Source organism: Amylolactobacillus amylophilus DSM 20533 = JCM 1125 (assembly GCF_001936335.1).
Lineage (GTDB): Bacteria > Bacillota > Bacilli > Lactobacillales > Lactobacillaceae > Amylolactobacillus > Amylolactobacillus amylophilus.
This window is the reverse complement of record NZ_CP018888.1, coordinates 1,598,472-1,610,352: the sequence shown is the minus strand read 5'-3', so window position 1 is coordinate 1,610,352 and position 11,881 is coordinate 1,598,472. Positions and strand designations below refer to the sequence as shown.

Here is an 11,881-nt window from a genome sequence, read left to right as displayed (position 1 = left end):
TTACTGTCAAAATAGACCGCTTTTAAAAGGAGCCACCATGAAATTATTACAACTAACTATCGCTACCGCACAAGAAGCCGAGGAAGCTCTAACGGAGTATCTTACCAACGAGTTATTAGCTCAAGGGGTGGAGGTTAGACGGCGCAGTGACTTTATTGCCGTACCAAACAGAAGCCACGGTGAGACTATTGATTTGGCTTCTGTTGCAGCTTTGCCAGAAGACATCGAGGTCACTGGCTATTTTAATGCTACAGAGGATGCCCACAAGCTGCAGCTTCTGGTTCAGGCTAAGTTAGCAGAGTTAGCGTCTTATGGTCTCCAAACGGGTACGTCAAATTACGCAACAGGTGGTTGCAGACACGGATTGGAGCGAGAGCTGGAAACAATATTATCACGTGGTGCACGTGACCAGAAACCTCACGATTGTACCTAAATGGCTGGACTACACGCCAGTATTGCCCGACGAGCAGACTATCATACTTGATCCGGGGCTTTCCTTTGGCACAGGGACTCATATTACCACGCAGCTGGCGCTTTTACTCATTGAAAAGGCCTTAAGAGCGCGCCAACGGGTCCTAGACGTAGGGACGGGTTCGGGCATTCTCAGTATAGCTGCTGAGAAGTTAGGTGCAGACCAAGTGATAGCGACAGACCATCGATGAACAAGCAATGACCGCCGCAAAGAGAATATTGGATTGAATAATAGTAGTAAATAGCATTAGTTCAAAGTGACCTACTAAACAATGTCTCTGGGCAATTCGATTTGATTGTCGCTAATATTCTGACCGAGGTGTTGCTCCCGTTAACCGAGCAGTTAGCGGAACACCTAGCAGCAACAGGTCGAGTAATCATGTCAGGCATTGATCAAGATCAGTTGCCTAAATTAGAGGAGCACTGAGGCTACATGGTTTCTCGATTACAATTCGGGTCCACAAGAGCGTTGGGTTGCCTTACTGATAGAACGCCAGCAAGATTAGGTTTTTTTTATAAAGGAGTGGCTGAGATGCAGCATTATTTTATCGAAAAAACGGCTTCGATTAATGACCAGATTATTCTGGACGGTGAGATTGCCCACAGAATCGTTAAGGTACGCCGGAGCCAAGTCAGTGACGAGATTGAACTAGTTGATGCCGAGCACAATGCCTACGTGGCAGTGATTATGGCACTAAAGGGTAATGAGGTGCTCGTGAAGGTTGTCCGGGAAGCGGTACTTAATCCGGAGTTACCAGTAAGTTCCACGATTGTGGTTGGTACTAGTAAGGGCGACAAAAATGAGTTTATTATTCAGAAAGCCACAGAGATGGGCGTGCAACATATCATCTTTTTTAATGCAGACTACTCAATTTCACGCATCAAAAGTGATAAGATAGATAAAAAATTAAGTCGTTACCAGAAGATAGCACAACAGGCAGCAGAGCAGTCTCGCCGTGAGAATATTCCAACAGTTAGATTAATCGATAAGCTGTCCGAGTTGAGCTTTACCGACTACGATACGAGATTGATTGCCTATGAAGAAGCTGCGAAGCAACACGAACACTCCGCTCTACGCGAGGCTCTGACCGCACTTAGGCCGAGCCAGAGAATCATCATGGTGTTCGGGCCTGAGGGGGGTATTTCGCCTCTGGAAATTGGCTTCCTCGAAAGCAAGCAATTTAAAGCCGCTGCGCTTGGTAATAGGATTCTACGCGTTGAAACTGCCCCATTATACTTCTTGAGCGCCTTATCATATCAATTGGAGATGAGTTAATCGATGCAAACTATGAAACATATTTTGCAGTCAAAAACAGCCGTAATTGTATATCTTTCTTTGTTCTCGGTCCTATTTGCACTAGTTATGGGATTATTGGACTTAAGGTACCGCTTCGAGTGGGCTGGATTTTTATTGCGCTTAACTTTTTAATCTCTTACTTCATTGGTTATTGGGTCAAAAAACAGAGATTGAATATTTTCTGGTTGCTGTTTTGGCCGGTAGTATTTTCAGTCACGGTCTTGATTCGTTATGCAGATTATAATTATTTCTTCGGCTTAATTTACCTGGTGCTTTCCGTATTGGGCTATAATCACCATAATAATTATCGTTAAAAGGGGACAAATTTAAAATGGCGAAACCAAAAGAACTAACGCAAGAAGACGTCATTGAACTTTGTCGTCTTTATATGAATGACGAGCACCTAGCTTTCGTCCAGAGGGCTTACGAGTTCGCCTCATACGTGCATCACGACCAGATTAGGAAATCGGGTCAACCTTATATCATTCACCCTATTCAAGTTGCCGGTATTTTGGCGGAACTGAAGATGGATCCAGAGACAGTTGCTAGCGGCTATCTCCACGATGTGGTCGAGGACACCAATATTACACTGGGTGACGTGTCAGAATTATTTGGGAAAGACGTTGCCGCTATCGTTGATGGTGTGACTAAGCTGGGTAAAATTAAGTACAAATCACATGAGGAACAACTAGCTGAGAATCACCGCAAAATGCTCATCGCAATGGCGCAAGACTTGCGGGTAATCATGGTTAAACTGGCTGATCGTCTGCATAACATGCGCACGCTGGACCACCTGCGTCCAGATAAGCAGCGTAGAATCGCTGATGAAACACTGGAAATATATGCACCACTAGCCGACCGCTTAGGTATCAGTATGATCAAGTGGGAGCTGGAGGATTTGAGTCTCCACTATATCAATCCCCAACAATATTACCGGATAGTTAATTTGATGAAGTCTAAGCGTGACGAGCGTGAACGTTATATCGCAGACGCTGTCGATGTAATCACCGCTACGCTGGACGAGCTCGGTATTAAGTACGAAATATACGGGCGGCCCAAGCACATCTACTCAATTTATAAAAAATGAAGGACAAACACAAGCAGTTCAATGAATTATATGACTTGCTTGCTATTCGAGTCCTCGTCGAGACGGTCAAGGATTGCTACGCGGTTTTGGGCGCAGTCCACACTAAATGGAAGCCAATGCCTGGTAGGTTCAAGGATTACATTGCGGTGCCTAAGGCGAACGGGTATCAGTCACTGCACACAACGATTATTGGACCCGGCGCTAAGCCACTAGAAATTCAGATTCGGACCGAACAGATGCATGAGGTTGCCGAGTATGGTATTGCCGCCCACTGGGCGTATAAAGAAGGAGTCAAGAATCCCGTTAAGCTCGATGAAGCCGGCAAAAAGATTGATATCTTCCGGGAGATCCTGGAGATTAAAGACGAGAGTACTGATGCGCACGAATTCATGGAGAGCGTGAAAGGAGACATCTTCTCGGATCGCGTTTATGTCTTCACGCCAGCTGGCGATGTGTACGAGCTGCCAAAGGGTTCGATTCCCCTGGATTTTGCCTATCTAGTCCACACCGAGGTCGGAAGTCACTCGGTTGGTGCGCGCGTCAACGGGAAGATTGTACCGTTGACCTACCAACTAAAAAACGGTGATATCGTCGAGATGTTGACTCAGAGTAATGCCCGTCCTAGCCGAGATTGGATTAATATCGTCAAGACAAGTCGCGCCCGCAATAAAATTAAGCGTTTCTTTAAGAGCGAGGAAAAGGACGAGAACGTTGAGAAAGGCGTTGCTGCCCTTGAGAATCAGCTAAGTGATCTAGGCTTTTTACCTAAGAATTACATGGACAAAGAACACATGCAGATTGCGCTGATGAAATTTAACTTTAGTACTGAGAGCGAATTGTTTAGTGCAATTGGTTATGGTGAAGTTACCGCACTGGTGGTGGCTAATAAGCTGACAGAGAAGGAACGGCGCAAACGGCAATCTGACAAACAAAAGTCGATGGAGCAGGCTATTCTTACCAACACCTCTGAGCCCGACCAAAAACAGGAACCGAAGAAGGCCCAGAAGAAGAATAAAAACGACAGGCAGAAGTCTTCAGATCCAATGAAGATCAAACACGACAACGGCATCATGATCCAAGGCGTTGGTAACCTCTTGATCCGTTTGGCTAAGTGTTGTAATCCATTACCTGGTGACGACATTGTGGGTTACGTCACGCGTGGGCGCGGTGTGACCATCCACCGTAATGATTGTAAGAATATCAAAGAGGAAGACAGGACTAATGGTCGGTTGATTGATGTTGCCTGGGAGAATGTGAATGATGCTGCAAAAGAGCAGAATTATAACGCCGACATTGAAATCTATGGCTTCAACCGTAATGGTTTGCTGAATGATATTCTCCAAACTTTGAATTCACAGTCTAAGAACCTGGCAAGTATCACTGGTAAAGTTGATAACAACAACATGGCACACATCTATGTCACAGTAGCAGTGAAAAACGCCTTACACTTAGAGGAAATCCTGGCGAGGATTAAAGATGTGCCAAATGTCTATGAAGCGAAGAGGTCTGATAGCTAATGAGAATTGTAGTTCAACGCGTTACAGAAGCTAGCGTCACGGTCGCCCAGAATCAAATCGCCCGGATAGGTAAGGGTTTTCTACTACTCGTCGGAATCGAGCAGGGGGATACACTATCCTTAGCACATAAATTTGCTGACAAAATCACGAAACTCCGTGTTTTCAGTGACCAAAATGACAAGATGAACCTAGCGTTAGCGGATGTGGCTGGCCAGATTCTCTCTGTCAGTCAATTCACGCTACTGGCGGACACGAGCCATGGTAACCGGCCGAGTTTCACACAAGCAATGCGGCCCGAGCTTGCAGAACCGCTATTTGAGCAATTCAATGACCGATTGCGTGCCAACGGTCTTTTGGTTCAAACCGGTGAATTTGGCGCGGATATGCAGGTTAACCTGCACAACGACGGACCGGTGACGATTATATTTGAGGAACGGGTTAGTTAAATAAATAATTATTAGTTTTTCTAGGACCATGAGAATAAGGCAACCATTTCGGTTGTTTTTTTGTAGCAATCAAAACTGCTGAAAAAATAATCATCAAAAAGCGGAAAAATAACATCTGTTGGCTATAAGCTTTTAATGAAGGTTAACACAGCTGATGGATGGCGCCCGCTAGCAGACTTCAGTAAGATTCCAGCCAAGACAATTGCTAGTATTCTAATTGGCAGTATGCAGAAACTGGCCTTGAAGGTGGGTTACGTGTCCGTTAATCTGAACCGGCAGCAGCTATTAACGTCAGAGATTAATGAAGCGCTTATCTATGTACAAAATCTGTTGCGCCCCCTAAAACTCGTCGTGGAGCTTACTGAGGAGGATAATCCTGTTGAAATTAACTTTGAAGATTTACAACAAGCACTAGTTAACTATCAGTTACGGGGCATTGAACTCTCGCTTGATGACGTTGGCACTGGCTTGAACCAGCTGGATAACGTCGACAGATTCATGCCTTACTTGAGTGAACTGAAATTTGCGCTACAAAACTTTGAAGAGTCAGTTTTTGACCAGGAAATTCAAGACAAAATAGTTTTCTTGCGGGACTTAGCACAGAAGAACAACCTAAGATTTATCCTTGAAGGTATTGAGAGTGAGGAAGAAGATCAACTGTTGAATAAAATGAATATCACGTTAAGACAAGGGTACTATTATGGTAAGCCACATATTTTGAAGCTACTTGATGATGACCCGGATAATTAAGTAAAAGAAAAGGGGAATAAGATGAAGTTAGTAATAGTTGGCTGCACACACGCTGGTGTTTCAACCGCGAAAGAAATTATAACGAATCATCCAGACACTGATTAACTATTTATGAACGAAATGACAACGTTTCTTTTCTGTCGTGTGGTATCTCTTTATACTTAGAGGGAGTCGTCGACAAACTTGAGGATATGTTCTACGAAACACCGGAGCATCTGGCAAGTATTGGCGCAAAAGTCAAGACTATGCACGACGTTTTAAAGATCAATCCAAAAGAAAAATCCATACTCGTGCAAGACATGAGCACCAAAAAGGTTGTGACAGATACTTACGATAAGTTGATTATGAGCACGGGTTCTTATGTTCAGGTACCTCCTTTAACGGGCATAGATAACGATAAGGTGCTATTGTGTATGGTTATAAGCAGGCAAAAGCAATCTATAATAGCGCGAAAGACAACCAGCATATCGCGATTGTAGGTGGCTGCTTTATTGGGATTGAACTGGCCGAGGCCTATGCCAACACAGACCACCAAGTAACGCTAATTCAGGGTAATAAGCAATTGCTTAATAACTACGTAGACGCAGACATGTCGCTTAAAATCGTAGAAACACTGCAACAACATGGGGTAGACGTTCGCTTAGGTCATCGGGTTAAAACTCCTTTGGCAGTGTAAATGGGACCAAGCAGGTACTCATTAATACCGCGCAAGGGCAGATTACCGCAGATCTAGTAATTGTCTGCACTGGCTTCTTGGCAAATACTGAATTATTGTTTGGTAAGGTCGAGATGGACAAAACTGGTGCGCTGTTGACGAACGAATGGCTTGAGACCTCTGAACCGGACATTTTAGCCGCCGGTGATTCAGCGGCAATCACTTATAATCCACTAAAACAAGATATGTATATTCCGTTAGCATCGAACGCCGTGAAGCAAGGTTACATTGCGGGTAGAAACGTGTTTGGCCACGTGCAGAAGTTTCCTGGCAAACAAGGAAAAACTGCACTACGTTTCTTTGACTATACACTGGCAAACACGGGACTTACTATTCCTGTCGTTGCCATTTTCATTGTTGTTCAACTGTTTTTAGGCATCATGGTGATATTAATTAGAAAACAAAAGGTCAGCACGATTGTGCTCCATGCAAGTGCATTGATTCTTTTTTGTATCTTCTATTTCTTAGCCACTTTCAAAAATGGTGTTGTGCCCGGAATGGGAATGATTAGCTTGAGCGAAGCTCTTTTCTATTCTAGCTCTTTAATTATCCTCGATGGACTCGTCTACTTCATGCTCTCACAATTTAATGCAGAGGATATTTATGTGGACACCATTTTACAGCAGGCAAACACCGATTGGTTGACCAGCTTAAATAACTACGGTTCATTTGTTGAACAATTAGCGAACAATTTTAAGCATTGGCAGAAGACAAAAGAGCCACTCTTGATGATTGCCCTCGATATTGATCACTTCAAAAATCTGAATGACGGCTTTGGCCACTTTACAGGTAACCGCGGTTAGCGGAGGCTAGTACCGTGATGGAGCAGGTTATTTCAAGAGTGCCAAAAGCTACCGTGTTGGCGGTGATGAAATTAATATTGTTCTGCCGAATTGTAGCTTAGAAGAGGCAACATGTGCTGCAGAAAAGTTGAAGGAAAGTCTGAATAAGATGACCTTTACCTCCGTGGATGGTGAGGAATTAATCGTCACTATTTCCATTGGCGTCGCACAGACCAGCCTAGCAGATTATAGCCCGGAGGATTTATATGAGCGTGCTGATCAAATGCTTTACCGGTCAAAGGCCCGGGGCCGAAATAATTTAACTGTTCAAAATAACGAATTTTAGGTGCTTCGGTATGAAATTTCGGTTTAACACCGAATGAGTATTGACAAGGCCTGTTCAATTAAGTATTCTAGATACCAATTAAGTAATTAATCAATGAGAAAGACTGAGAGCAAAAAAGACAGAGAGTAGCTGGTCGGTGTAAAGCTATTGAAACGCTCGTGACAACTTTTGAGATTAAACCGTTTGGCGAGCGTTATTCGTAGCAATTACTAAGGTGGTACCGCGTAGGAATGCGCCCTTGATGAATTAATCAAGGGTGCTTTTTATTTTGGAGGAGATTAAATGAAATTACAAAAACCAAAGGGAACCGTAGATATTCTACCCCAGACTGTCAGACAATGGCAGAAGGTGGAGGAGATTACCCGGAACTTTTTCCAAAAAGCTAATTATCAGGAGATTCGCACCCCAATCTTCGAGAACTACGAGCTCTTCGCGCGCTCAAGTGGTGAAGAGAGTGATGTCGTCCAGAAGGAAATGTACGATTTCTTGGATAAGGGGAATAGAAGGCTAGCCCTACGTCCCGAGGGTACAGCTGGCGTTGTGCGTTCGTTTGTTGAAAATAAATTGTATGGACCAGAATACGCGAAGCCATATAAGCTTTTCTACATCGAACCGATGTTTCGTTATGAGCGTCCCCAGGCGGGACGTCAACGGCAGTTCCACCAAATCGGTGTGGAATCATTCGGTTCAAGTAACGCTCTGCAGGATATTGAGGTTGTCATGCTTGGTTACAAGCTGTTGCAGACTCTCGGCGTGAAAAATTACGAATTACACATCAATAGCTTAGGTACGAAATATGTGCGGGCAAAGTACCATGATGCCCTAGTTGCCTACTTCACACCGCTCGTTGACTCACTCAGCGCGGATTCAAAACGCCGCCTCACGACGAATCCTTTGAGGATTCTCGATTCTAAAGATGAGGCAGATCAACAATTTCTTCCAGATGCACCGAAAATTATTGACTATCTGGACGATGAATCAAAAGCCAACTTTAATCTAATTACTGATACTCTGACACAACTTGGCGTAAATTATGAACTAGACGATGATTTGGTCCGGGGACTTGACTACTATACCGGTACGATCTTCGAATTCATGGTTGACGATCAAGAGCTCTGGCACAGCAAGTCTACTATTCTTGGTGGGGGTCGTTACGACGATCTCGTCGCGGAATTTTCGGGTCCGCAGACGCCGGCTGTCGGTTTTGGTATTGGCCTTGAACGCCTTCTCTTAGTCTTGAACGTCCAGAATCCACAATTGTTCGCGGAATCAGGAATTGATTTCTTTATTGCAAATGTTGGCGACGACACAATTGTACCAACAATTAAGTTAACAGAAAGTATTAGAAGTGCAGGCTTTAGCGCGGAATACGACGTGGAGCAACGTAAATTGAAGGCTCAATTTAAGGCAGCTACTCGGGCAAATGCCCAATATGTCATCACGTTGGGTGATGAAGAGATTGCTACGAAGTCGGTTGCAGTGAAAAGGTTGACAGACGGCAAGCAAGTCGCGACCACTTTTGACCAGATAGAAACAGACTTACAAAATGTCTTGAGACAATTTAATTAGAGGAGATACTGAAAATAATGGATCAACGAACAAATTATTGTGGCCTAATCACAGAAGAATATCTGAATCAAGACGTTGTGTTATACGGTTGGGTTCAAAAGGCCCGCAGCTTAGGTAATCTGGTTTTCATTGACTTGCGGGACCGCGAGGGCATCGTCCAGCTGGTTGTGAGCCAGGCAAGTGGGACCGCGCTACTTACTAGTGCAGAGTCTTTGCGTGCCGAAGACGTGATTACGGTTCACGGACGGGTTGTAAAGCGGGGTCAGGGCGCAGTCAATGACCAGATGAAGACGGGCCAGATTGAAGTAGAGGTCTCTGAACTTGAGCTGCTCAATAAGTCTAAAACACCGCCATTTGATGTGAAGGATGACACGACAGCAACGGAGGAAACTAAGTTAAAGTACCGTTACTTAGATCTACGTCGGCCAGAGATGCAGGCAGCAATCATCAAAAGAGCAAAGATTATGCAAGCAACGCATCAGTATCTTGATGAGCAAGGATTCATCGACATTGAAACACCAATCTTGGGTAAATCAACCCCAGAAGGTGCGCGCGACTATCTGGTGCCATCTCGCATTTATCCGGGCAGCTTCTACGCGTTGCCCCAATCACCTCAACTGTTTAAACAATTACTGATGGGTGCTGGTTTCGACCGCTATTATCAAATTGCCCGTTGCTTCCGTGATGAGGATCTACGTGGCGACCGGCAACCAGAATTCACCCAGATTGATTTAGAGACTAGTTTCCTCGATGAGGAACAGATTCAAACTCTGACTGAGGGACTGCTTCAAAAAGTGATGCATGACGTCATGGGTGTTGATGTGCAGCTACCGTTTCCGCGGCTAACTTGGCAGGAAGCGATGGACCGCTTTGGTTCCGACAAGCCGGATTTACGGTTTGGGATGGAGTTACAAGATGTCTCCGCCTTAGTTAAGAATAGTGATTTCAAGGTATTCTCTGGTACCGTTGCTAATGGTGGTCAGGTTAAGGCCATTGTGGTTCCGGGCGCTGCTGCTCAGTATTCCAGGAAGCAAATTGATACAAAACAAGATTACATCAAACGCTTTGGTGCAAAAGGTCTCGCTTGGTTGAAGTTTACTAATGGCGAATTTAGCGGGCCAATTACCAAATTCCTACCAAATGAGTTGCCTTTGTTGGCCGATAAATTAAACGTCACGGACGACGATTTGGTACTGTTCGTGGCAGATCGTGCTAAGGTGGTTGCTGACAGCCTTGGTTATCTCCGAACTGCTCTCGCTAAGGAATTTAACCTGATTGATGAATCTCAATTTGCATTCACTTGGGTAGTTGATTGGCCGCTCTTCGAATACGATGAGGGTGATGAGCGCTGGACTGCGGCCCACCATCCATTTACAATGCCGGACGATGCCGGTGTGAAGTTGCTTGATAGTGACCCCCACGCGGCCCACGCGAGAAGTTATGATATCGTCTTAGACGGCTACGAACTTGGTGGTGGATCAATCAGAATACACACAAGAGAGATCCAGGAGAAAATGTTGCATGCGTTAGGATTTACGCAGGAGCAGGCCGAAGAGCAATTTGGGTTCCTCTTAGAGGCGCTTGACTACGGCTTCCCACCAATTGGCGGTTTGGCAATCGGACTCGATCGATTTGCCATGCTTCTGGCGGATCGGAAAAACATTCGTGATGTAATCGCATTTCCGAAGAACTCAAAGGCAAGTGAGCCTATGATGCAGGCCCCAGCACCCGTTGATGCTAAACAACTAGATGAGCTCGGTTTAGAGGTGGAAAAGCAGGATTAGTCTTGCTTTTTTATTTTATTTTTAAATAACGGAATTTACCGAACTGTTTATTCGCAAATTACTTGTAAACAACTATAATTAAACATACAATCATGAACAATAAGATGTTCAAGCAGAAAAGTGAGGTCAGATGATGCACAAAGATCAAGCAGATTTAAAGGAAAGACTGACAAAGGAGCAATTCGAGGTCACCCAAAACGCTGCAACAGAGATGCCTTTTAGTGGTGAATACGATGATTTCTGGCAAGACGGAATCTTCGTTGATGTGGTCAGCGGTGAGCCGTTGTTCTCCTCAACGGATAAATATGATGCCGGTTGTGGTTGGCCCTCATTCACGAAACCAATTGTAAAGTTAACTGAGAAGCGTGATACAAAATTAATGCAAGAACGGACGGAGGTGCGTAGTAAAGAAGCTGACTCGCATCTAGGTCACGTGTTCACAGATGGCCCGGAGGACCGTGGTGGCCTACGTTACTGCATTAATTCTGCTGCACTACGCTTTATCCCGGTTGAGCAACTTACGGCGGCAGGTTATGGTGATTATCTCGAACTTTTTGATAGGGGAAATGAATAATGACAGAGCAACTGAAAAATTCTAATATTGATACAGCTATTTTTGCAGGAGGTTGTTTCTGGTGTATGGTCGAGCCCTTTGACCAACACGAGGGAATAGTTTCAGTACGTTCTGGTTACACTGGTGGACATGTGCCAAACCCAACATATGAGCAAGTGTGTTCGCACACAACTGGGCACACAGAAGCCGTAAAGATTACTTTTGACAAAAGCAAAATAAGTTACGCTGAACTCGTGGAACTTTATTGGCAGGTGACTGATCCAACAGATGCGGGTGGCCAATTCCAAGACCGTGGTGATTCGTACCGCCCAGTTATTTTCTACAATTCGACTGAGCAGGAACAAATCGCTGAACAATCAAAGCAACAACTGGACGAAAGTAATCGCTTTGATGATCCGATTGTGACCACAATTGAACCTGCGAAGCCTTTCTATGAAGCAGAAGAGTATCACCAGGACTTCTACAAGAAGGATCCTACTAGATATGCGCTAGAAGAGGCCGGTGGCCGCAGTGAATTTATCAAAAAACATTGGCATAAATAAG

The 11,881-nt window shown here is 44.6% G+C and carries 13 protein-coding genes and 3 pseudogenes; all 16 read left to right on the top strand.

The window, feature by feature from the left end; genetic code table 11:
* Positions 1–37: 37 nt before the first annotated feature.
* The 16 genes and pseudogenes from LA20533_RS08685 to msrA all read left to right on the top strand — a co-directional run bounded on the left by LA20533_RS08685 (position 38) and on the right by msrA (position 11,880).
* The gene (locus LA20533_RS08685; protein WP_169819064.1) at positions 38–433 is read left to right on the top strand and encodes a hypothetical protein; all 396 of its coding nucleotides are present in this window, start codon (positions 38–40) and stop codon (positions 431–433) included.
* Positions 348–662: a 50S ribosomal protein L11 methyltransferase gene (locus LA20533_RS08915; protein WP_169819063.1), complete on the top strand. Its 315-nt coding sequence runs from the start codon at positions 348–350 to the stop codon at positions 660–662. Before LA20533_RS08685 ends, LA20533_RS08915 begins: the two co-directional genes overlap by 86 nt.
* Before the next feature lie 101 nt (positions 663–763).
* Positions 764–898 carry a 50S ribosomal protein L11 methyltransferase gene (locus tag LA20533_RS08910; protein ID WP_169819062.1) on the top strand — a complete coding sequence of 45 codons (135 nt, stop codon included), beginning with the start codon at positions 764–766 and terminating at the stop codon, positions 896–898.
* 105 nt (positions 899–1,003) lie between these two features.
* A complete protein-coding gene (locus LA20533_RS08380; RefSeq protein ID WP_056946210.1) occupies positions 1,004–1,747 on the top strand; it encodes an RsmE family RNA methyltransferase in 744 nt (247 codons plus the stop codon).
* 352 nt (positions 1,748–2,099) lie between these two features.
* A pseudogene (locus LA20533_RS08370) lies at positions 2,100–4,372 on the top strand (RelA/SpoT family protein).
* Positions 4,372–4,818 carry a D-aminoacyl-tRNA deacylase gene (dtd, locus tag LA20533_RS08365; protein WP_054744997.1) on the top strand — a complete coding sequence of 149 codons (447 nt, stop codon included), beginning with the start codon at positions 4,372–4,374 and terminating at the stop codon, positions 4,816–4,818. The pseudogene LA20533_RS08370 and the gene dtd overlap by 1 nt, the downstream one beginning before the upstream one ends.
* A gap of 135 nt (positions 4,819–4,953) precedes the next feature.
* A complete protein-coding gene (locus LA20533_RS08360) occupies positions 4,954–5,568 on the top strand; it encodes an EAL domain-containing protein (RefSeq protein ID WP_082611556.1) in 615 nt (204 codons plus the stop codon).
* Between the two features lie 107 nt (positions 5,569–5,675).
* Positions 5,676–6,047: an NAD(P)/FAD-dependent oxidoreductase gene (locus LA20533_RS09030; RefSeq protein WP_141322547.1), complete on the top strand. Its 372-nt coding sequence runs from the start codon at positions 5,676–5,678 to the stop codon at positions 6,045–6,047.
* Entirely contained in the window at positions 5,978–6,244 is a 267-nt protein-coding gene (locus LA20533_RS08905; protein WP_054745001.1) for an FAD-dependent oxidoreductase, read from the top strand. The genes LA20533_RS09030 and LA20533_RS08905 overlap by 70 nt, the downstream gene beginning before the upstream one ends.
* 14 nt (positions 6,245–6,258) lie before the next feature.
* Positions 6,259–6,495 (top strand): annotated as a pseudogene (locus LA20533_RS08970) (NAD(P)/FAD-dependent oxidoreductase); the annotation flags it as partial.
* Complete coding sequence (locus LA20533_RS08900; RefSeq protein ID WP_335622593.1) at positions 6,469–7,086, top strand: GGDEF domain-containing protein; 618 nt, start codon at positions 6,469–6,471, stop codon at positions 7,084–7,086. The pseudogene LA20533_RS08970 and the gene LA20533_RS08900, both read left to right, overlap by 27 nt.
* Before the next feature lie 55 nt (positions 7,087–7,141).
* Positions 7,142–7,411, top strand: a pseudogene (locus tag LA20533_RS08895) (GGDEF domain-containing protein); the annotation flags it as partial.
* 282 nt (positions 7,412–7,693) lie between these two features.
* On the top strand, positions 7,694–8,980 hold the full coding sequence (gene hisS, locus LA20533_RS08335) for a histidine--tRNA ligase (RefSeq protein ID WP_054745009.1): 1,287 nt from the start codon (positions 7,694–7,696) through the stop codon (positions 8,978–8,980).
* 17 nt (positions 8,981–8,997) lie between these two features.
* Complete coding sequence (aspS, locus tag LA20533_RS08330) at positions 8,998–10,764, top strand: aspartate--tRNA ligase (RefSeq protein ID WP_054745011.1); 1,767 nt, start codon at positions 8,998–9,000, stop codon at positions 10,762–10,764.
* Between the two features lie 133 nt (positions 10,765–10,897).
* Complete coding sequence (msrB, locus tag LA20533_RS08325; RefSeq protein WP_054745013.1) at positions 10,898–11,338, top strand: peptide-methionine (R)-S-oxide reductase MsrB; 441 nt, start codon at positions 10,898–10,900, stop codon at positions 11,336–11,338.
* The gene (gene msrA, locus LA20533_RS08320) at positions 11,338–11,880 is read left to right on the top strand and encodes a peptide-methionine (S)-S-oxide reductase MsrA (protein WP_056946207.1); all 543 of its coding nucleotides are present in this window, start codon (positions 11,338–11,340) and stop codon (positions 11,878–11,880) included. Before msrB ends, msrA begins: the two co-directional genes overlap by 1 nt.
* Position 11,881 lies beyond the last annotated feature (1 nt).